Here is a 19,850-nt window from a genome sequence, read left to right as displayed (position 1 = left end):
ACGGGACGGCGTGCAGTCAGAACCGCAGCCGCCGCCTGCTTCCGGTCGATTCTGCACCTCGGCTCCATTCGGTGCCGGCGACCTCGATCGGCCGACCGCACGACGGACAGCCGCCGTCCTCCAGATCGTACGATCGGATTTCGAACCCCTGCCGTTTGATCACGCAGGTTCCACAGTCCGGACAGTCGGTGCTTTCGGATTCGTGTCCCGGGACGTTGCCACAGTACACGTGATACAGCCCCTCTTCGCGGGCCACGTCCATCAGTGATTCCAGCGTCGCTATCGGCGTCGGCGGAACGTCCTGCATCCGGTAGGCCGGGCGGAACCGCGAGAAGTGCACCGGCGTCCCCGGACCGAGTTCCTCCCGTATCCAGGCCATTCTCTCCCGCACGACTTCGGGATCGTCGTTCTCGTCGGGTATCACGAGGTTCGTGATCTCGACGTGGACGCCCGCATCGGCGAGCGTTTCCGCGGCGTCGTAGATCGGCGCCGGATCCGGAACGGCACACCGCTTTCGGTAGAACTCGGTGTGGCCTTTGATGTCGATGTTGATCGCGTCTAACTCGGTGGCAAGCTGTGTCGCGGTCTCCTCTGTCATGTAACCGTTCGAGACGAACACGTTACACGTGTCCTCGCCTGTCTCCCGCATCGTATCGAGGGCGTACTCCAGGAAAATCGTCGGCTCCGTGTACGTGTATGCGATCCCTTCGCACGACCTCTCTTCGGCGGCGTCAGCCAGTTCGGCCGGCGGGAACGACTGTTCGGGGACGTCCTCGTGTTCGATCGCGATCCGGTAGTTCTGACAGAAGTCGCACTCGAAGTTACAGCCGCGTGCGGCCACCGAGAGCACGCGGGCACCCGGCGCGAAGTGAAACAGCGGCTTCTTTTCTATCGGGTCGATCGCGGTCGAGACCGCCCTGCCGTACGTGAGCAGCTCGAACCGCCCGCCGTCGTTCTGTCGGACGTCACAGACGCCACGCTCGCCGGGCGGAACGACACAGCGACGGGGACAGACTGCACACCGGACGCGGTCGTCCTCGAGCGGTTCGTAGCGTTCGACCTCGCGTCCGCGGGTGCTCGGGGACATCGTTCTCACTCAAGGGCTGGTTTGCCCTCCTCGACAAAAACCGTGTCCCTGATTCCCATACCCGGAGAAGCGATCCGTACCCGGCGACGGCTCCCGCGATTCGGTGTTCGAGGGGTCCCCGACACCGACGCGAACCCATAAGTACGCCCGCGGCGACGGAGGCGGTATGTCCGGGCTCTACTACGAGGAGTTCACGGTCGGGGAGACGATCGAACACGGGAAGCGACGGACCATAAGCGAAGCCGACAACCAGCGCTTTTGCGACATGACGATGAACCAGCAGCCGCTCCATCTCGACGCAGACTTCGCGGCGGACACCCAGTTCGGCGAGCGGCTCGTCAATGGTATTTATACGATGGCGCTCGCCGTCGGACTTTCGATCCCCGACACCACCGACGGGACGATCGTCGCGAACCTCTCGTACGACGATGTCGAGCATCCGGCGCCCGTCTTCCACGGCGACACGATCTACGCGCAGTCGACGGTCACGGACAAACGCGAGACCAGCGACGGGAACCGCGGCGTCGTGACGATGCACGTCGAGGCGTTCAAAGTCGAAGACGACGGCGAGGACACGCTGGTCTGTTCGTTCGACCGGACGGTGCTGTCGCTCAAAAGGGACGCCGAGCCCACGTAGCCGGCTGCAGTTCCGATCGATCCCGGCCGATGCCGTCACACGATGTCGTAGTCGACGTCAGGTCGTTCCACGTCGATTCCGCATTTCTCGAGAGCGTCGGCGGTGCGGGTTGCCGGCCCTGGCTGGACCCGATCGTGGGGATCCTCGACAGTCTCGACTGCCCGAACGGTCCAGTCGCCGTCGACGACGACGGCCGCCCGGCGTGGGACGTCTCCGTGACTCTCCCACTCGTCGGCCAGCAGCTCGTACTGGTCGGAGACGCCGCCGTGGAAATCCGAGACGATCGGGAACGAGAACCCGTAGCGGTCGGCGTATGCGTACGCCGCATACAGGCTGTCGGCCGAGAGCCCGACCGTCCCAATCCGTTCGTGGTCCGGCCAGCCCGCCCGCTCGACGGCGAGCCACTCGGCGGTCGGTTCCGGGACGAACGTACAGGGGGCAAAAAGCAGCACTACGGCCTCGTAACGCTCGATCAGTTCGAACAGTACGAGTTCGACCGTTCGACCGCCGTCGACGGCGGGTGCGATGAAGTCCGGTGCAGTCTGCCCCTGTGATACCATCGGTTTCTGTCCGGGGATTCGGAGCCGAGTGTCATTAATCCCCGAGCCCTCGTGATCGTCGGCGCAACCGGGATCGCAACTCGCCGCCTCGCTGTTTGGTTTTCGGCTTTCCCTCACCAGTAATACGGTGCGCTTTTTACCTCCTAGTGCAATACTGTTAGTAGTGAGTTCAGCCGTCCTCGCGGTCACCGCTCTCGTTCTCGCCCTCGGTGTCGTCGGACAGCTCCTCTCGATGAAACTCCAGGTTCCGAGTGTCCTGTTTCACATCCTTTCGGGGGTGCTGATCGGCCCGCACGTACTGGGGCTGGTCTCCCTGGAGACGTTCGGCGACGGACTGTTCGTCATCGTCGGTGTCGGCGTGGCAGTGATCGTTTTCGAGGGGGCGTTCGAACTCAAACGGGAGCGCCTGCAACGGGCACCGCAGGCCGTTGTCGGGATGGTTTCCGTGGGTGCGGTCGTCATGTTTCTGGGCACTGCGGCCGTCGTTCACTATCTGATCGGGCCGGGATGGGAAGTCGCGCTGTTGATCGGGGCGTTGATGATCGCCACGGGACCGACCGTGATCACCCCGATCCTCGAGGTGGTGACGGTCCGCGAACAGGTCGCGTCGGTACTCGAAGCGGAGGGGATTATCAACGACGTCACGGCCGCGGTACTCGCGGTAGTGATCTTCGAACTGCTGGTCGTTGGAAACGGATCCTACGGGTCGGTGTTTCTGGGGTTCCTCGAACGCGTCGGTGTCGGCGTCGCCGCCGGGCTCGCCGTCGCTGCCGTCGTGTACTACGCGCTGACGCATCTGGACATCTCCCCCGACTCGGCCCCGCACGTCACCCGGTTGATCGTCTTCGCCGGGATCGTGGGCACGTACGCGATCGCCGACACCGTCGCCGCCGAATCCGGTGTCGCAGCCGCCGCCACCGCCGGGATCGTCCTCGGGAACGTGGAGCTTCCTCACCGTGACGCCATCGAATCGTTCGAGCGCGACATCAGGGCTATCGTGCTGTCGTTCATTTTCATCGTCCTCGCGGCGCTTCTGGACTTCGGGGACATCGCTCAACTCGGGCTCGCCGGCGTCCTGGTCGTTGTCGTGGTGGCTCTGGTGGTGCGTCCGGGCGTGGTGTTCCTGTCGGTCAGATCCTGGCGTTTTACCCGGGAGGAGAAGCTGTTTCTCAGCCTCGTCGGGCCGCGCGGGATCATTCCGGCGTCGGTCGCGACCGTGTTCGCGATCCAACTGCAGGACGCGGGCCAAAGCGAGGCGGCCCAGGCGCTGGTTGGGGTCGTGTTTCTCATCATCTTTGCCACTGTCGTGATCCAGGCCGGGCTGGCACGGCAGATCGCAGACAGGCTCGGCGTGATACCAATGAAAGTGATCATCGCAGGCGGCGGCCGGGTCGGTCGCACGCTCGCACGGCAACTGGAACAGCGCGGCGAAAACGTGGTTCTCGTCGATATCGACCGCGACGTCGTCAGAGAGGTTCGGGAGCTCGGATTCACTGCCCACGAGGGCGACGCGACTGAATCCGACGTCCTCCGGAGCCTCGGAATCGACGACGCGAAGATCGTCGTCGCCGCAACCGGCGACGACAACGACAACCTGCTCGTGTCACAGCTCGCGCGGTCGAAGTTCGACATCGAGCGGGTGTACGCCAGGGTCAATCGGCCCGAGAACGTCGACGCGTTCGACACGCTCGACGTGACCGCGATCGACGCCTCCCTCGCGACGGCGTGGTCGATCGACAACGAGATCGAGCGTCCGGCGATGGCTCACTGGATGAACGAACTCGGAGAGGGGCACGAGGTGGTCGAGATCGAGGTGACCGCAGAGGACCTCGCGGGCAAGACGATCCGGGAGGTGAACGAGGCGATCCCGTCCGGCTGTATCGTCGCAGTCATCGGCAGGGGCGAGGACACACACGTTCCCGACGCCGACGAGATGATCGAGTACGGCGACCACGTGACGTTCCTCGGGGACGCCGAAGCCGTCCGGGAGGCGGCCAGACGGTTCCATCCACACTCCTGAGTGGTCCCGTCCTCACTGTGTCCCGGTTCCGTTCCCGAGTCGGCAGTATTCGGTCTTCACTCGCCGAGCCGGATCGTCGGCTCGGCGTCCTCGGACGTCTCGACGATCCCGTCGAACAGCTGGGTGAGGGTGTTCCGTTCCCGGTCGTCGTGCGCCGTCGAATCCATGCAAAACAGGCCGAGCCCGCCGACGCTCTGGATCCGCCCGGTGAAGACGTGGAGGAACCGGAACACCGTCTGGAGGTCCGAATACATCAAAAGCGTCGAAAGCGAGTGGAGCATGATGCGGTTCCGCTGTATCCCCCGATCGTGGTAGAACGCCTGGAGGAACTCCGAGAGCTTGATCCCGATTCCGGTCATGTCTACCGGCGAGGACGTGTACTTGATCCGGTCATCGTCGCGCATCTCCCCGACCCCCTGTTGGCGGGTGACACAGTCGACGACTGCGACGGGCTGTCCCTCGTACTCGGTCCGCTTCGCGTAATCGCCGAGGACTCGATCGGCACTGTCCTTCGTCGTCACTACGATCGCGCCGTCCCCCTGTTTCGTACCCTCCGCGAGCAGGTCCATCCCGAGCGATCGCTTCCCGGTGAGCGGCGGACCCGTGATCAGAAGGTTCGTCCCCGGCTCGACCTGCGCGTCGAGGTGGGGGGTAAGCTCATACATGTCTACCCCTCGCCTCGCCAGTCCGCACACCGCAAAACACAGTGACACGGAACGTTATCTGACCGAGAGACATCGACTACCTGTAGTTTACCCGGAACTGGTATTATTCTTTTTGATTGTTCGAGACGAGCGATCCGTCCTCGAGGAGGCGGTTCCGCCGCCGATATTCGGCTTCGGAGAGGATCTCAATCGTACAACGGATACTCGGCACAGAGTTCGTCGATGCGTTCGCCGACCTCGTAGATCACGTCCTCGGAGTCGTGGTTGTCGATGAGCCGGTAGATGTGGTCCGCGAGCTCCTCGACGGCCCCCTCGTCGAATCCCCGGGTCGTGATGCCGGGCGTGCCGATTCGCAGCCCGGATGGGTCGAACGCCGACCGGGTTTCGCCGGGGACGGTGTTCGCGTTGAGAATGACGTTCGCGGCCGCGAGCGAGTCTTCGGCCGTCCCACCGGAAAGGTCGGGGTGGGAGTCCCGGAGGTCGACCAACACCATGTGATTGTCGGTGCCACCGGAGACCAGCGACAATCCGTGTTCCGCGAGCGTCTCCCCGAGCGTCCGGGCGTTGTCGACCGTCTGCTGGATGTACTCGTCGAATTCGGGTGTCAGCGCTTCACCGAACCCGACTGCTTTCCCTGCGATGTTGTGCGCGAGTGGGCCGCCCTGTCCACCGGGGAACACTGCCTTGTCGATGGCTTCGGCGTGCTCGTCGTCGGTCATTACGATCCCGCCGCGACCGGCCCGGATCGTCTTGTGAGTCGAGCCGGTCACGAAATCGGCGACCCCGACCGGCGAAGAGTGCACGCCGGTGGCGACGAGACCGGTGATGTGTGCGATGTCCGCCAGGTGGTAGGAACCGACCGAGTCGGCGACCTCCTGGATGGTCTCCCACTCGACCTCTCGGGGATACGCGGAGAACCCGGAGACGATGATGTCTGGCTCGAACGATTCTGCTTTCTCTTTCAGTTCCTGGTAGTCGAGATAGCCGGTTTCGGGATCGACGTGGTAGTGTTCGACGTCGAACAGCTGTCCCGTGAAGTTCACGGGATGGCCGTGGCTCAAATGACCGCCGTGGCTCAACTCGAGCGACAGGATTCGATCGCCGGGGGAAAGCGTCGCGAGATACACCGCCATGTTCGCCTGGGTGCCCGAGTGCGGCTGCACGTTTACGTGGTCGGCACCCCACAGCTCCTTGGCCCGGTCTATCGCGAGCTGTTCGATCTCGTCGACGTACTCGCATCCGGCGTAGTACCGCCGGTCGGGGTAGCCTTCCGCGTACTTGTTCGTGAGGAGGCTACCCTGGGCCTCCATCACCGCCCGGCTCACGTAGTTCTCGCTTGCAATCAACGACAGCGTCCCCTCCTGTCGGTCGACTTCGCCGGCCAGTGCGTCCGCAACCGACTGATCTTCAGCGCGTACGTGTTCGAACTCCATATCCCGTTCCGCGGGTGAAACACCCATAAACCTGTCCGTCTCCGCCGGTCTTCCCGTCGAAAGGAGCTCTGTACTCGCGTCACTTTCGACGGGACTACCAGCTTCTGCCGGGCGAAAGAATACCGTGACATATAATTAATAACAACCTGGCACGAAATGGAAATTACTAGCATGATATCGTACTGACAAAACATGGCCATTTCTGGTGATAGGAACGCGTTATCGGCTGTTTTACTCGGTGGTTCCCCGTTAATATTAAATAGATATCAGACGATTATCTCCATACACTGATGACATCGAATTTACTGGAGGAGGACGTCGAGAATATCCTCGGCGGGGTGCTGGATCGGGCCGAGGGAACGCTGTACGTCGTCGATCCGTCGGCGGCAATAATCGAGGCGTTCGTCGCGGTCGCCGCCGACGTCGACGGGGGGCCCGACGTTCGCCTGCTCGCCGACGAGGACGTCCTGAAGTACGTCATGGACGACTTCCTGGTCGGATCGCGGGCGGCAGATCTCGTCGAGGAAGGAACACTCGAGATGCGCACGCTCGTCGAGGACGAGGACAACTCGCTTCTCGTCTCCGAGGAGTCCGTGATGGCGCTCGTCACTTCCGGGGAGAATGTGGGCGCCTTGGTCACCGAGGACCGCGAGTTCGTCGACGCTGTCGTCGACGCCTACGACGGAGTCTGGGCCGACGCGGAACCGTTCAACCTTCGGACCCCGGGGATCAGCCACGTGCGGGAGACGCTCGCCGCGGAGATCGGGGAGGCGACGCGGGACGACTTCGAGGCCGTACTCGGGGCAGTCGAGACGGCCCGTGGCAACGGCGACGGTCTCGACGAGGTGACGATCTCGTTGCTCGTGGCCGCGAAAAACGACGTGTTGCTGTATGACATCTCCAAGTGGGGCGAGGACGTCGGTATCGCCTCGAAGGCGACGTTCTCGCGGACCAAAACCTGGCTCGAGGACGTCGGTGCGATCGACACCGAGAAGGTCCCGATCGACGTGGGACGCCCCCGCCTCCGGCTCAAACTCGGCGACGAGCGCCTCGTCGGTGCGGATCCGGACGAACTCGCGTCGATCGCGTTGGAACTGACGTCGGAGTGAACGACACAGTCGTCTCGGTCGAATCGTCCTCCGTGGTGGTCGAATCGTCCTCCGTGGTGGTCGAATCGTCCTCCGTGGTTCCTGTTCGCACGCGCTCGGTAGTTTGAAAGCGTTTTTAACCGAACCCGCTCAACGGACTGTACAGCCTGTTCGGGGTTGATGATGTGCCGCGCCGTCAGGGACCCGACCGCCGGCGTGGACACGCGAGCCCACGGGCAGGAGGATAACAACCATGCCAGTTTACGTCGACTACGAAACTCCGGCCGACCTCGCGGATCGAGCTCTCGAGGCGCTCGAGATCGCCCGCGATACAGGTACCGTCAAGAAAGGAACCAACGAAACGACCAAAGCCGTCGAGCGCGGCAACGCCGACCTCGTCATCGTTGCCGAGGACGTCCAGCCCGAGGAGATCGTGATGCATCTCCCCGAACTGGCCGACGAGAAGGGGATCCCGGTCGTCTTCGTCGAAACGCAAGACGATGTCGGACGCGCGGCCGGCCTGGAGGTCGGCAGCGCGGCGGCGGCGATCATCGATGGCGGCGAGGCGGACGACGACGTCGAAGACATCGCCGGAAAGGTCGAGGAACTCCGGTAAGCGACCATGAGCGCAGAAGAGGGCACCGGCGACTCGACCTCCGCGGAGGTCATCGAGGTCGTCGGCAAGACCGGGATGCACGGCGAGGCCATGCAGGTCAAGTGCCGCATCCAGGAAGGATCGAACAAAGGACGAATCATCACGCGGAACGTCCTGGGTCCCGTCCGGGAAGGCGACATCCTCCAGCTCCGGGAGACCCAGCGTGACGCCGATTCGATCGGAGGGCAGTAATGGTCGAAAAGCGCACCTGCGATTACACCGGCGAGGAGATCGAGCCCGGAACGGGCACGATGTTCGTCAAGACCGACGGTACCGTGCTCCACTTCAAGGACTCCAAGGCCGAGAAGAACTATCTGCTCGGCCGCGAAGCCCGCGACCTGGAGTGGACCGAGGCTGGACGCGCCGAACGCGCCCCGGCTCAAGAAGCCGAAGAAGTCGAGGAGGCCGAGGAAGCTGAGGAAGCTGAGGAAGCTGAGGAAGCCGAAGAAGCCGAGGAGGCTGAGGAAGCCGAAGAAGTCGAGGAGGCTGAGGAAGCCGAAGAAGCCGAGGAAGCCGAGGAAGCCGAGGAAGCCGAAGAGGTCGACTCCGCGGAGGACCAATGAGCCACCACGGCGAGCGCACGTTCGTGATGGTCAAGCCCGACGGCGTCCAGCGTGGACTGATCGGGGAGATCCTCTCCCGGTTCGAGGAGCGCGGCCTCAAGGTCGTCGGCGGCAAGTTCCTGCAGATCGACGAGGAACTCGCGAGCGAACATTACGCCGAGCACGAGGACAAGCCGTTCTACGACGACCTGGTGTCGTTCATTACGTCCGGTCCCGTCTTCGCGTTCGTTCTCCAGGGCGCAGACGCCACCCGGCAGGTACGGAGCATGGTCGGCGAGACCGACCCGCTGGAGGCCGATCCCGGCACGATCCGCGGGGATTACGGGCTCGATCTGGGCCGCAACGTCGTCCACGCCTCCGACCACGAAGACGAGGGAGCGAACGAACGCGAGATCGCGCTGTTCTTCGACGAAGAGGATCTCGTCGACTACGAGCGCATCGACGAGACCTGGCTGTACGAAGAAGATCACTGACGCCGTACGGGGACGAACGAATCGGTTCTCCTTCCCCGAATCATAGCTCCTCGGGCTAATGACTCAAGGGATTTATACCCGAGGCGTCCCGACGCTCGAACGATATGGGACAGACAGTTACGGAGCAAATTCTCGCGGACCATCTCGTCGACGGCGAACTCGAACCCGGCGAGGAGATCGGGATCGAGATCGATCAGGTGCTCACCCAGGACACCACCGGCACGATGGTGTGGCTCCAGTTCGAGGCACTGGGACTGGAGGAAGTGCAAACGGAGCTTGCAGCGCAGTACTGTGACCACCAGACCTACCAGTTCGATTTTAAAAACACCGACGACCACCGGTTCCTCCGCTCGGCGTCGGGGAAGTACGGCGCCTACTACTCCAGGCCGGGCAACGGGATCTGTCACCAGGTCCACAAGGAGAACTTCGCGGCGCCGGGCAAGACGCTGCTCGGTTCCGACTCACACACCCCGACACCCGGGGGGCTCGGGCAGTTGGCGATCGGTGCCGGCGGGCTCGACATCTCGGTCGCGATGGGCGGTGGTCCCTACTACGTCGAGATGCCCGAAATCGTCAACATCCGTCTGGAGGGTGAACTCCCCGAGTGGGCGACCGCCAAGGACGTGATCCTTCACCTGCTCGACGAGCTCTCCGTAAAAGGCGGCGTCGGCAAGGTGCTGGAGTACACCGGTCCCGGCGTCGAATCCCTCACCGTTCCAGAACGGACGACGATCACGAACATGGGAACGGAACTGGGGGCGACGAGTTCGATCTTCCCCACCGACGAGGAGACGAGAGATTGGCTCTCCCGGATCGGTCGCGAGGAGGAATACGTCGAACTCACCCCCGACGAGGACGCCGAGTACCACGACGAGGTCGTCGTGAACCTCTCGGCGCTCGAACCGCTGATCGCCGCCCCGAGCATGCCCGACAACGTGATTCCCGTTCGGGAGGCCGCCGGCACGGAGGTGGATCAGGTCATCGTCGGCTCGTGTACCAACGGGGCCTACGAGGACATCCTCCCCGCAGCGAAAATGCTGAAGGGACGAGAGGTCGCCAAACAGACGGAAATGATCGTCGCTCCCGGATCCAAGCAGGCCTCGGAGATGCTCTCCCGCGAAGGATGGACCGCCGAGATGATGGCCGCCGGCGTCAATTTCTCGGAGGCAACCTGTGGAGCGTGTATCGGGATCGGCCACGTGCCCGCCTCCGACTCGGTCTCCCTGCGGACGTTCAACCGGAACTTCGAGGGCCGGTCGGGGATCGAGGACGACGCGGTGTACCTGTGCTCCCCGGAGGTGGCGGCTGCCGCCGCGATTACCGGCGAAATCGTCGACCCGCGGGACCTCGCCGAAGAGCTCGGCGACCTGGAGGCGCCCGGATTCGAGATCGGAGACGGCTACTCCCCGGGGATGGGACAGGACGATCCCGACATCATCGCCCCCGACGAGGCGATCGACGACGAACTCATCAAGGGACCGAACATCGGCGACGTTCCCCTCCGCGAGGAACTCGAGTCAGCGCTCGCCGGCGAGGCGCTGTTGAAGATGGGCGACAACATCACGACCGACCACATCATCCCCGCGACGTCCGACATCCTGATGTACCGGTCGAACATCCCGAAGCTGTCGGAGTACACGCTCTCGCGTGTCGACGAGACGTTCGCAGACCGGGCACTCGAGGCCGACGGCGGCTTCCTGGTCGCAGGCGAGAACTACGGGCAGGGCTCCTCCCGGGAGCACGCCGCCTTGTGTCCGATGTATCTCGGCGTGCAGGGCGTGTTCGCGCGGAGCTTCGCCCGGATCCACAAGGCCAACCTGTTCAACTTCGGGCTCGTTCCGCTCACCATCGACGAGGAAACCTACGACCGGATCGAACAGGGCGACCATCTCGAAATCGTCGACAACGTCGGCGAGGGCGTCCGCTCGGGACAGGAGACGTTCACCGTCCGCGTCAACGACGACTGGGAGTTCACCGCACAGCTGGACGCCTCCGGACGCGAACGTGAGATCCTCGCGGCCGGCGGCAAGCTCTCGTGGACGAAACAGCACCACGAGAGCGGATCCGGCGCAGCGCCGGCTGACGACTGATCACGACGCCGACGGAGCGGAACTACCACCGATCGCACTCACGACATTCCGGCCGACCACAACGCAACAACCTCATGACCGACGCCCGAACTGTCGAAGCGGAAACGCCCCACGGCGCCGTCGAGTACGACGTCGTCGCGTGTACGAACTGCCGGACCGAGATCGTTCCGGAGGAGGCGGTCCTCGTCGGCATCGGCCGCGAGACGTACACCTGTGACGGGTTGCCGATCTGCCGGACGCAACACGAGCGGCCGGCGGAGACGCGCGTCCTGTGTTCCTACTGTGCCGAGGAGGTACTCGACTACGGGGGTGAACCCGACGGCGTCGGCGATCGCCTCGCCGATATCGCCGAGGAGACGTCCGCTCTTTCGGTCGGCGTGTGGATCGGCACCGCACTCGGGATCGCCCTGGTCGTCACCGTCGCGATCCTTCGTCTGTTCGGGCTCCTTTGAACGGTGCGCAGGCTCGCGCACCGATCGAGCGGCGCGAACGAGCGTCTTTTTACTGGAGGGTCGTTATCCATCTGTGTGACCACGGTTCCCGAACGCGAGGCTGACTCGCTGTACGTTCGACGGGCGACCCAGAGCGATCTGCTCTCGGTCTCGCGGATCGAACGGGCCGTGTTTTCCCAGCCGTGGACGTTTTCCGTGTTCGAGCGGTTTCTCGGGGAAGCGGGGTTCCTGGTCGCGGTCCGTCCCGAACCGGACGACCGTGACGAGCACCGGAACGACAGGGGGAACTCCGATCGCGTCGGCGACGACGGCGAGGACGTCCTGGGATACGTCATCGCCGACGTCACGCCGAACTTCGGGCGCGACATCGGCCACGTGAAGGATCTGGCGGTGCGGCCCGACGTACAGGGTGGGGGAGTCGGCCGTCGGCTCCTCGGCCGGGCGCTCGTGTCGCTTCTGGTCCAGGGGGCGACCGTCGCCAAACTCGAAGTGCGTCCCAGCAACGAGGCTGCCGTGTCGCTGTACCGCTCGGAGGGGTTCGAACCCGCCCGGCGGGTCCCCCGGTACTACGCCGACGGGGAGGACGCGCTCGTCATGCTTCTGGACCTCGAAAACTGGAAAACGACAGCGGAATTCACCGGCAATAACAGTCAGTTGAAGTGAGAAGACTTACTGTTCGACCGACCGTTCGTCCGATATGAGTTCCCTCCCCGAACGCGAGGAGATCGAACGGGAATACAAGTGGGCTCTCGAGTCGATCTACGAGGACGACGACGCCTGGGAGAACGCTTACGAATCGGTGAGCGATCGAATCGACGAACTCGCCGCCTACGAGGGTGAACTGACGGACGACCCGGAGACGCTTCTGGAGTTCCTCGAGCGTCGCGAAGAGTTGATGCGAACCGTATCGACTGTCGTGACGTACGCGAACCTCCGGAAAAGCGAGGACACCCGCAATCAGGAGTACCAGGCGCTGTCGGCGAAGGCCTCCACGCTGCAGTCAGACGCGGCGGCGGCGACCTCGTACGTGGAGCCTGAGCTCCAGACGATGGACGACGCGGACGTGGAGGCGTTCATGGAGCAGGAGCCCGAACTCCGGGAGTACGAGCACTTCTTCGACGACGTGCTTCGGATGAAACCGCACACCCGGTCACCCGAAATCGAGGAGTTGCTCGCCGAACTCGGGGAGGTCACCTCGGCGCCGTCGGAGATCTACTCGATGCTTTCGGACGCCGACATGACGTTTCCGACCGTCGAGGATCCGGACGGCGAGGAGGTCGAGATCTCGCAGGCTAACTTCGTCCGCCTCCAGAAGAACCCCCACCGCCCGTTCAGGCGGACCGTCCACGAGGAGTTTTACGACGAGTGGGAGACGGTCCGGAACGCGGTCGGCACCGCCCTCGAAAAGCAACTGAAAAAGGACGTCAAGGTCGCCCGCGCCCGGAACTACGACACTGCCCGCGAGGCCGCCCTCGACGGCTCGAACGTCCCGACCGACGTGTACGACGCGCTGGTCGACAGCGTCCGGGAGAACCTGGATGCCCTTCACCGCCACTCCGAACTCAAGCGCCGGGCGCTGGAGGTCGACGAGCTCCGGTCGTGGGATCTGTATATGTCTCTCACGGGAGAGGAGGGCCCCGACGTGGAGTACGAACAGGCCGAAGACTGGATCGTCGAGGCGGTCGAACCGCTGGGGGAGCCGTACCAACGCCGCCTCCAGGAAGGGCTCGACTCCCGGTGGGTCGACGTCTACGAGAACCGCGGGAAACGATCGGGGGCGTTCTCGTCGGGCACCTACGACACCCAGCCGTTCATCCTGATGAACTATCAGGACGACGTCCCCTCGATGTTCACGCTCGCACACGAACTGGGTCACTCGATGCATTCGGAACTCGCAAAGGAGAGCCAGCCCTGGCAGTACGCGGGCTATGACATCTTCGTCGCCGAGATCGCCTCGACGGTAAACGAGACGCTGCTTACGGATTACCTGCTGGAAAACGCACCCAGCGACGAGATTCGGATCCACGTCCTCGATCAGTATCTCGAACGGTTCCGCTCGACGCTGTTCCGACAGACGATGTTCGCGGACTTCGAACACCGGATCCACACCGCAGTCGAGGATGGAAAACCTCTCACTCCGGACGCATTCGATCAGCTGTACGGGGAGCTCAAAGCCGAGTTCTACGATCCCGCCGAACTCGACGATCGGATTCACCGCGAGTGGATGCGGATCCCGCACTTCTACTACAACTTCTACGTGTTCCAGTACGCGACCGGCATCTCCGCGGCGGCGGCCGTCGTCGAGCGGATCCGAACCGAGGGCGAGCCGGCTTCCGAATCGTACCGGGAGATGCTCCGCAAGGGCGGCTCGGAGTACCCGCTTTCGGTGGTCGAGACCGCAGGGATCGACATGACCTCACCTGCGCCTGTCGAGTCGGCGATCGGCGTCTACCGGAAGTATCTCGACCGGGCCGAGGATCTGCTCGAGACGTAGCTGTCGCTGCTTCGGTGGGATGACGCCGCCGATGCACCGGTTCCGAAACCGGTAAGCGGTCCCCGCTGCCACGTGATTCCGTGTCGAACCCCGGGAGTCGTCCCGTCGTCCCGCCGATCGGCGGCCTGAGTGTCGCGATCGTCGCGATCAGCTTCGGCGCGATCCTCGTGCGCTGGAGCGACGCCCCCAGCGTGGTCGCGGCCTTTTATCGGGTGTTGTTTACGACGCTTCCGCTCTTGCCGGTGGCGCTTGTTCGATACCGGGACGACTTCCGGCGGATCACGCGGCGCGATTTCGGATACGCGGTCGTCTCGGGGACGGCGCTTGCGATCCACTTCGGCGCCTGGTTCGAGTCGCTCGACTGGACCAGCGTGGCGGCAAGCGTCACGCTCGTGCAGGCACAGCCGGTGTTCGTCGCGCTGGGGGCGTGGCTCCTGTTGCGCGAACGCGTGACCCGACGGATGGTGCTTGGAATCCTCGTGGCGGTCGCCGGGATGGTCGGGATGTCGCTCGGGGATCTGCTCGGGGGCGTTCTCGTCGGGCCGAACCCGCTGTACGGCAACGCGCTCGCGCTTCTCGGGGCGGTGATGGCAGCCGTCTACGTTCTCGCCGGCCGGGATCTCCGCCAGCGGGTGGCACTGGTTCCGTACGTCGTCGTCGTCTACTCCGTCTGTACCGTCGTCCTCTTCGGATTCGTCGTCGGCGGTGGCCACCCGGTTTCGGACTATCCCGCCCGCGAGTGGCTGCTGTTTGCGGGGCTGGCGCTCGGGCCGGGGCTGTTCGGTCACACCGTCATAAACTGGGCGCTAGGGCACCTCGAGTCGAGTGTGGTTTCCGTCTCCCTGCTGGGCGAGCCGGTCGGCGCCACGATCCTGGCGCTGGTGTTGCTCGCCGAGGTTCCGACGGCGGTGACGGTGGCCTCGGGGATCGTCGTGTTGTCCGGGATCTATCTCACGGCTTCAGACCGGCAGACTGCGGCGTGAGGTCACTCCTCCGTTTTCTCGACCAGCGACGCGACCCGATCCCACGTGAGGTCGGTCCGGGCCGTCGCTTCCATCGCGGTCAACGCGCCACAGGCGTTCGCGACCGCGAGCACCTCCTCGAGTGGTGGATCGTCGGAACCGTCGGAACCAACGTCCGGACCGGCGGCTCCACCGTCCCGCCGGAACCGCCGACGGAACGTCCGGGATCCGAGCCAGGCGGCGAGAAAGCCGGCGGCGAACGCGTCGCCTGACCCGGTGGTGTCGACGGCGTCGATCTCGAAGCCCGGATGCGAGACGGTTCCCTTCGGCGCGGAAACCGTCGCGCCGTCGGCTCCACGTTTCGTCACGAGCAAGCCGTCGTCGGGACCGTTTTCCCGGTAATCCTCGGCCGCGAGTTCCGCCTCCCGGCGGTTGCAAAACAGGACGTCGACGTGGGGGAACGCCCGTTTGAACGCCCGCTGTCCGACGCGCCGGCCTGGATCGAAGCTGACAGTCCCCCCGACGTCGCGAACCAGCGCGGCGAGCTCGACGGCGGTTTCGGGCCGCTGGCTCGTAAGGTGGAGGTGATCCGCCGTTGCGACCACCCGTGGCGGGAGGTCACCCGCCGAAAACGCCTCGTTCGCGCCGTCGCTCGCGAACACCATCACCTCGCCGTCGTCGTCGACGACGAGGTACTTCACCGCGGTCGTTTCGTCCTTCGCGACCAGGACGTGACCACACTGGACTCCCGATCGATCGAGTTCCTGTAGGGCGAACGCGCCGGAGTCGTCGCCCCCGACGCTTCCGAACACCGTCGCGTCGGCGTCGAGCCCCGAGAGGCCGACTGCGACGTTTGCGGCGCTCCCCCCGCCCGACTGGATCAGCTCCCGGATCTGCACCTCGCCGTCGGGTTCGGGCAGTTTGTCGACGTGCATCGTCACGTCCCAGTTGATGTGGCCCGCACAGATCACGTTCGGCTTGGTGTCCGTCATTCGTGCCCCATTAGTGGGTGATCCTCTCGTCGGGTTCTTTCCACGGCTCGTCTGCCGACTCCCCGAACAGCTCACGCATCAGCGTGACGATGCTCTCGGGCGGGAACTGGCCGCTCTCGGTGACGATGGCGTCGACGTACCGCGGCGGCGTGACGTCGAAGGCGGGGTTTGCGACTTCGATGTCGCCGATATCACCCCGGGTTGACTCGTCGACGACCTCGCGTTCGTCACGGGTTTCGATCTCCACGGTGTGTCCCGTTAGCGTCTCCGGGTGGAGCTTGATGGTCTGGGCGGCGACCACGATCGGCGTCCCGAGTTCGCGGGCGCTCACGGCCAGCCCGGAGGTGCCGATCTTGTTGATCACGCTGCCGTCGGCGGCGATCGAGTCGGCCCCGACGAGCACGTGGTCGGCCTCAGGGAGATACCGGTGGGCCGCGGAGTCGACGATCAACGTGACGGGAACGCCGAGTTCGCGGAGCCGTCTGGCGGTGATGTGGCCCTGATTCCGCGGCCGAGTCTCCTTTACGTACGCCTCGAGCTGTTTCCCCTGGTCGACCGCGGCCTCGACACACGAGAGAACGTCGGTCGAGTGGCAATGAGTCATCACGACATCGCCGTCGCGGAGGCGGTTGGCGCCGACCTTGCCGAGTTCCTCCTGTGCGCGGTCGAGTCGGTCGTCGAACTCCTGGGCGGCACCGACCACGTTCCGGCGTAGCGCGTCGACGTCGGTGACGTCGCCGCCCCTGTCGCCGTCCATCCGACGAAGAACGTATCTGAGCGCGTTGGGCAGCGACACGGCGGTCGGGCGCGTCTCGTGGAGCCTGCGGGCGGCCGCTCGGAGCTCCCGCCGGAACGTTTCCGGGTCGCTTGCGGTGCTGGCCTCCGCCTGGGCTGCGAGGGCGTCGGCCGCCGCCGCCGCGATCGTCGCCGCCCCGCGGATCTCCATCGAGGCGATGGCGCCTGCGGTCGACTCGACCGCCTCGTCCAGCGTTTGTGTGGTCATGGCTCCGTGTGGGTCCCCCGGATAAAAGGGCGTTCCGGCCCGGTCGAGTATCGAGTCCCGGAGGGTACCGCTGGATCGCCGGTGACGGCTGAGAAACATTTATGCGGTACGAGGAAACATCCCAGACTGTCGTGTCCCTCCGCACAGCCCTCCCCGCCCGTCGCAAACCCCTCTGTCGACGTCCCCGTTCGACGCTTCCCTCAACCCTGAACAAACGATGAACCGCTGGTGGTGGCTCGCTCGCCGGTTGGTGTTTTCGCTGTTCGCGCTGTGGGTCGTCGTGTCGGTGACGTTCGCGCTCGTCGCCTTCACCGGCGATCCAGGCGAGGCCTCCGTGGAATTCTCCGTCGCGGCCGAACTCGCAGATAGCGGGGCAAGCGCCGAGGAGATCGAACGGGAGGCCGAACAGGCAGTGCAGGCGTACCGCGAGGCGAGAAACCTCGACCAGCCGGTCCACGAGCGATACGTGAACTGGCTTGCAAGCGTCGCGAGGCTGGATCTCGGAGTCTCCTACAGCCATCCGACGCCAGTGACGACGCTGATCGGCGAACGGTTGACGATCACGCTGGGGTACGTGGTCCCGGGCATGGCGATCGCACTTGTCGGCGGCGTTGCCGTCGGTACCTACTCCGCGATCGGAACGAACCCCGTTCTCTCCCGGGTGGCGACCGGCTTCACCTACACCGTGTTCGGCGTCCCGAACTTCTGGATCGCCGCCGTGGCGATCCTGGTCGGGATGTACCAGTTCGGGTGGCTGTTTTTGATCGGCTACGACCTCGAACAGCGCGTGCTTTCGACGCACAATCTCAAGCGGCTGGCGCTTCCGGCGGTCCTGCTCGGCACCGGACTGATCGCCGAGCAGGCCAGATACGTTCGGTCGGCCGTGCTGTCGCGGGAAGGGGAACTGTTCGTCACGCAGGTAAAAGCGAAGGGGATGGAGCCGGTCCACGTGGTCCGACACCTCCTTCGGATCTCGCTGATCCCGCTGATCTCGCTGTTTTTCGCAAACCTCCTCGGCGTGCTCGTCGTGAACGTCTTCGTGATCGAGTTCGTCTTCGAACTTCCCGGGTTCGGCACGCTCAGCTACAATGCGATCATGACTCGGAACCTGCCGGTAATCATTGGGATGGCGCTGTTCGTCGCGGGGGTCGGAATCGTCGGGAACTTCCTGCAGGACGTTGCATACATGGTGTTCGATCCGCGGATCGAGCTCAACGAGAGCTAACGACGGTCGACCTCGGGCTCTGCTTCTGTCCCGCCACTGCTATGGTCGACTTCCGTTCCGATCGCGCTATCGACATCCGTTTCGGCGTCCGGACGACCGGCCGTGGGGTCGAGCGCGTCCCGGAAGAAGTCGCCGAGCACGGTGATCGACAGCACCGTCATCGCGAGGAACGCGATCGGAATCGTCGAGATCCACCACGTGTGGACGAACTGGTGCTGGTGGCGCAGCCCCATCGTCGCCGTGTGGCCCCACGATGCGACGCCGATGTCGTTTAAAAGCATGAACGAAATCGCCGCTTCGATCAGCAGGATCCGCGGTATCGCCTGCGTCGCAGAGACCGCGAGGCTGTCGTACACGTTCGGCACCACGTGTCGACGGAGCACCCGGAACCGACCGGCACCCTGGCCCAGCGCAGCCGCGACGTACGCCTCCGTCCGGATCTGGAGTACCTCACTGCGCACGATCCGTGCGATACCGCCCCAGCTCAACAGGCCGAACACGAGAACGAGCAGAAACAGGCTCCGACCGTAGACGTAGATCAATACGATGTACACGAGGAAGGCGGGAACGGTGCCCTGGACATCGACGTACCGCATCAACACGGCGTCGGTTCGTCCGCCCGCATAGCCGGCGATCACGCCGACCGCGAGCGCGAGTGGAACGGCGATCATCCCCACGACGAACGCGACGCGCAGGCTCACGCCGGCACCGAGCACGACGAGTTCGATCAGGCCGTTCCCGTGGGCGTCGGTACCCAGCGGATACTGGAAGCTCCCGCGGCACCGCCCGGCCGCCTCGGCACCGAGACACTGTACCGGAACGTGGTCCGGGACCGAAAAGAAGACGGGCGGCTGGTATCCGTGATCGAGCCCTTCAGAGATCGTGTTCCCTACTACCGTTCCGACGAGCCCGGCGACGAAAAACGCGAGGAGATACAGGGCGGCCGCGAGTCTGAGCGGCTCGGCCCGGAGGAGACGACCGTAGCGGGCGGCGCGTTCCCGGTCTCGGACGAGCGGAAATACGAGGAGCCAACCGAAGACCGACAGCGAAAGGAGAAACAGCCAGTCCACCGGCGTCGGGTTCCAGCCGAACGCCAGCGGTTCAGTTCCCCCCAAAACGAGGTAATCGTAGGCCGCACCGAGAACCACTGCCACCCCGGAAACAACCATCCCCACGAGCCGAAGGGTGTCGCCCCCTCGGCTCCCGGCTCGCCCGACCCGGTGGTCGGGGACGCCCCGTGAGCTGTCTGGGGCGACTCGTGAGCTGTCTGGGACGCCCCGTGAGCTGTCCAGGTCGAACTGGGGGGCGCCGAAGCCGGCCGCTGCGTCGGTATCGGAACCGGCGGACGGTTCGACGCCGTCGCCGGGATCAGTGTCGGAGGGCATACCTCGTGGGAAGGCACTGCGCGGGGCGGTGTGCTACTCCGAGCCTGTCACTCGCACATAAAGAAC

The 19,850-nt window shown here is 64.5% G+C and carries 20 protein-coding genes; 13 read left to right on the top strand and 7 right to left on the bottom strand.

From position 1 onward, the window contains the following. Positions 1-16: 16 nt before the first annotated feature. Positions 17-1,087, bottom strand: a complete 1,071-nt coding sequence (amrS, locus tag AArcSl_RS05085; RefSeq protein WP_133412124.1) for an AmmeMemoRadiSam system radical SAM enzyme — start codon at positions 1,085-1,087, stop codon at positions 17-19. Positions 1,088-1,253: 166 nt separating this feature from the next. On the opposite strand from amrS, the gene AArcSl_RS05080 reads away from it, so the two are divergent. After that, complete coding sequence (locus tag AArcSl_RS05080) at positions 1,254-1,724, top strand: MaoC family dehydratase (protein WP_119815926.1); 471 nt, start codon at positions 1,254-1,256, stop codon at positions 1,722-1,724. 35 nt (positions 1,725-1,759) lie between these two features. Here the strand turns inward: AArcSl_RS05080 and AArcSl_RS05075 are convergent, their stop codons facing one another. Beyond that, on the bottom strand, positions 1,760-2,284 hold the full coding sequence (locus AArcSl_RS05075; RefSeq protein ID WP_119815923.1) for a redoxin domain-containing protein: 525 nt from the start codon (positions 2,282-2,284) through the stop codon (positions 1,760-1,762). Between the two features lie 163 nt (positions 2,285-2,447). Here AArcSl_RS05075 and AArcSl_RS05070 point away from each other — a divergent pair, with 163 nt between their 5' ends. Continuing rightward, positions 2,448-4,304 carry a cation:proton antiporter domain-containing protein gene (locus AArcSl_RS05070; RefSeq protein WP_119815920.1) on the top strand — a complete coding sequence of 619 codons (1,857 nt, stop codon included), beginning with the start codon at positions 2,448-2,450 and terminating at the stop codon, positions 4,302-4,304. Between the two features lie 56 nt (positions 4,305-4,360). Here AArcSl_RS05070 and AArcSl_RS05065 read toward each other — a convergent pair whose 3' ends face one another. Together AArcSl_RS05065 and glyA are read right to left on the bottom strand one after the other, a co-directional pair. Further along, a complete protein-coding gene (locus AArcSl_RS05065; RefSeq protein ID WP_119815917.1) occupies positions 4,361-4,969 on the bottom strand; it encodes an RAD55 family ATPase in 609 nt (202 codons plus the stop codon). Positions 4,970-5,154: 185 nt separating this feature from the next. Then, entirely contained in the window at positions 5,155-6,402 is a 1,248-nt protein-coding gene (gene glyA, locus AArcSl_RS05060; RefSeq protein ID WP_119815914.1) for a serine hydroxymethyltransferase, read from the bottom strand. 290 nt (positions 6,403-6,692) lie between these two features. On the opposite strand from glyA, the gene tbsP reads away from it, so the two are divergent. The 10 genes from tbsP (at position 6,693) to AArcSl_RS05010 (ending at position 15,200) form a co-directional block, all read left to right on the top strand. Continuing rightward, a complete protein-coding gene (tbsP, locus tag AArcSl_RS05055; RefSeq protein WP_119815911.1) occupies positions 6,693-7,511 on the top strand; it encodes a transcriptional regulator TbsP in 819 nt (272 codons plus the stop codon). Positions 7,512-7,743: 232 nt separating this feature from the next. After that, positions 7,744-8,106, top strand: a complete 363-nt coding sequence (rpl7ae, locus tag AArcSl_RS05050) for a 50S ribosomal protein L7Ae (protein WP_119815908.1) — start codon at positions 7,744-7,746, stop codon at positions 8,104-8,106. 6 nt (positions 8,107-8,112) lie between these two features. Then, a complete protein-coding gene (locus tag AArcSl_RS05045) occupies positions 8,113-8,337 on the top strand; it encodes a 30S ribosomal protein S28e (RefSeq protein WP_119815905.1) in 225 nt (74 codons plus the stop codon). After that, the gene (locus tag AArcSl_RS17750) at positions 8,337-8,708 is read left to right on the top strand and encodes a 50S ribosomal protein L24e (RefSeq protein WP_119815902.1); all 372 of its coding nucleotides are present in this window, start codon (positions 8,337-8,339) and stop codon (positions 8,706-8,708) included. The genes AArcSl_RS05045 and AArcSl_RS17750 overlap by 1 nt, the downstream gene beginning before the upstream one ends. After that, entirely contained in the window at positions 8,705-9,181 is a 477-nt protein-coding gene (ndk, locus tag AArcSl_RS05035; protein WP_119815899.1) for a nucleoside-diphosphate kinase, read from the top strand. The genes AArcSl_RS17750 and ndk overlap by 4 nt, the downstream gene beginning before the upstream one ends. A gap of 104 nt (positions 9,182-9,285) precedes the next feature. Further along, entirely contained in the window at positions 9,286-11,271 is a 1,986-nt protein-coding gene (locus AArcSl_RS05030) for an aconitate hydratase (protein WP_119815897.1), read from the top strand. Positions 11,272-11,345: 74 nt separating this feature from the next. Next, entirely contained in the window at positions 11,346-11,723 is a 378-nt protein-coding gene (locus AArcSl_RS05025; protein WP_119815894.1) for a hypothetical protein, read from the top strand. Positions 11,724-11,798: 75 nt separating this feature from the next. Further along, the gene (locus tag AArcSl_RS05020; protein WP_119815891.1) at positions 11,799-12,386 is read left to right on the top strand and encodes a GNAT family N-acetyltransferase; all 588 of its coding nucleotides are present in this window, start codon (positions 11,799-11,801) and stop codon (positions 12,384-12,386) included. Between the two features lie 34 nt (positions 12,387-12,420). Beyond that, positions 12,421-14,217, top strand: a complete 1,797-nt coding sequence (gene pepF, locus AArcSl_RS05015; RefSeq protein WP_119815888.1) for an oligoendopeptidase F — start codon at positions 12,421-12,423, stop codon at positions 14,215-14,217. Positions 14,218-14,297: 80 nt separating this feature from the next. Continuing rightward, positions 14,298-15,200, top strand: a complete 903-nt coding sequence (locus AArcSl_RS05010; RefSeq protein ID WP_119815886.1) for a DMT family transporter — start codon at positions 14,298-14,300, stop codon at positions 15,198-15,200. Between the two features lie 2 nt (positions 15,201-15,202). Here the strand turns inward: AArcSl_RS05010 and AArcSl_RS05005 are convergent, their stop codons facing one another. Continuing rightward, on the bottom strand, positions 15,203-16,171 hold the full coding sequence (locus AArcSl_RS05005; protein ID WP_119815883.1) for a carbohydrate kinase family protein: 969 nt from the start codon (positions 16,169-16,171) through the stop codon (positions 15,203-15,205). A gap of 10 nt (positions 16,172-16,181) precedes the next feature. Further along, complete coding sequence (locus AArcSl_RS05000; protein WP_119815880.1) at positions 16,182-17,174, bottom strand: ribose 1,5-bisphosphate isomerase; 993 nt, start codon at positions 17,172-17,174, stop codon at positions 16,182-16,184. Positions 17,175-17,391: 217 nt separating this feature from the next. Here AArcSl_RS05000 and AArcSl_RS04995 point away from each other — a divergent pair, with 217 nt between their 5' ends. Beyond that, entirely contained in the window at positions 17,392-18,399 is a 1,008-nt protein-coding gene (locus AArcSl_RS04995) for an ABC transporter permease (RefSeq protein WP_119815878.1), read from the top strand. On the opposite strand, the gene AArcSl_RS04990 is transcribed toward AArcSl_RS04995, so the two are convergent. Next, complete coding sequence (locus tag AArcSl_RS04990; RefSeq protein ID WP_119815875.1) at positions 18,396-19,784, bottom strand: ABC transporter permease; 1,389 nt, start codon at positions 19,782-19,784, stop codon at positions 18,396-18,398. The genes AArcSl_RS04995 and AArcSl_RS04990 overlap by 4 nt on opposite strands. Between the last annotated feature and the right edge of the window lie 66 nt (positions 19,785-19,850).

Origin of the sequence: Halalkaliarchaeum desulfuricum (assembly GCF_002952775.1) — an archaeon.
Classification (GTDB): domain Archaea; phylum Halobacteriota; class Halobacteria; order Halobacteriales; family Haloferacaceae; genus Halalkaliarchaeum; species Halalkaliarchaeum desulfuricum.
This window is presented reverse-complemented; position numbering and strand designations above follow the sequence as displayed.

Coding starts and splice junctions, on each gene's coding strand:
- amrS (WP_133412124.1), bottom strand. CDS start 1,087: ATGTCCCCGAGCACCCGCGGACGCGAGGTCGAACGCTACGAACCGCTC.
- AArcSl_RS05080 (WP_119815926.1), top strand. CDS start 1,254: ATGTCCGGGCTCTACTACGAGGAGTTCACGGTCGGGGAGACGATCGAA.
- AArcSl_RS05075 (WP_119815923.1), bottom strand. CDS start 2,284: ATGGTATCACAGGGGCAGACTGCACCGGACTTCATCGCACCCGCCGTC.
- AArcSl_RS05065 (WP_119815917.1), bottom strand. CDS start 4,969: ATGTATGAGCTTACCCCCCACCTCGACGCGCAGGTCGAGCCGGGGACG.
- glyA (WP_119815914.1), bottom strand. CDS start 6,402: ATGGAGTTCGAACACGTACGCGCTGAAGATCAGTCGGTTGCGGACGCA.
- tbsP (WP_119815911.1), top strand. CDS start 6,693: ATGACATCGAATTTACTGGAGGAGGACGTCGAGAATATCCTCGGCGGG.
- rpl7ae (WP_119815908.1), top strand. CDS start 7,744: ATGCCAGTTTACGTCGACTACGAAACTCCGGCCGACCTCGCGGATCGA.
- AArcSl_RS05045 (WP_119815905.1), top strand. CDS start 8,113: ATGAGCGCAGAAGAGGGCACCGGCGACTCGACCTCCGCGGAGGTCATC.
- AArcSl_RS17750 (WP_119815902.1), top strand. CDS start 8,337: ATGGTCGAAAAGCGCACCTGCGATTACACCGGCGAGGAGATCGAGCCC.
- ndk (WP_119815899.1), top strand. CDS start 8,705: ATGAGCCACCACGGCGAGCGCACGTTCGTGATGGTCAAGCCCGACGGC.
- AArcSl_RS05030 (WP_119815897.1), top strand. CDS start 9,286: ATGGGACAGACAGTTACGGAGCAAATTCTCGCGGACCATCTCGTCGAC.
- AArcSl_RS05025 (WP_119815894.1), top strand. CDS start 11,346: ATGACCGACGCCCGAACTGTCGAAGCGGAAACGCCCCACGGCGCCGTC.
- pepF (WP_119815888.1), top strand. CDS start 12,421: ATGAGTTCCCTCCCCGAACGCGAGGAGATCGAACGGGAATACAAGTGG.
- AArcSl_RS05005 (WP_119815883.1), bottom strand. CDS start 16,171: ATGACGGACACCAAGCCGAACGTGATCTGTGCGGGCCACATCAACTGG.
- AArcSl_RS05000 (WP_119815880.1), bottom strand. CDS start 17,174: ATGACCACACAAACGCTGGACGAGGCGGTCGAGTCGACCGCAGGCGCC.
- AArcSl_RS04995 (WP_119815878.1), top strand. CDS start 17,392: ATGAACCGCTGGTGGTGGCTCGCTCGCCGGTTGGTGTTTTCGCTGTTC.
- AArcSl_RS04990 (WP_119815875.1), bottom strand. CDS start 19,784: ATGCCCTCCGACACTGATCCCGGCGACGGCGTCGAACCGTCCGCCGGT.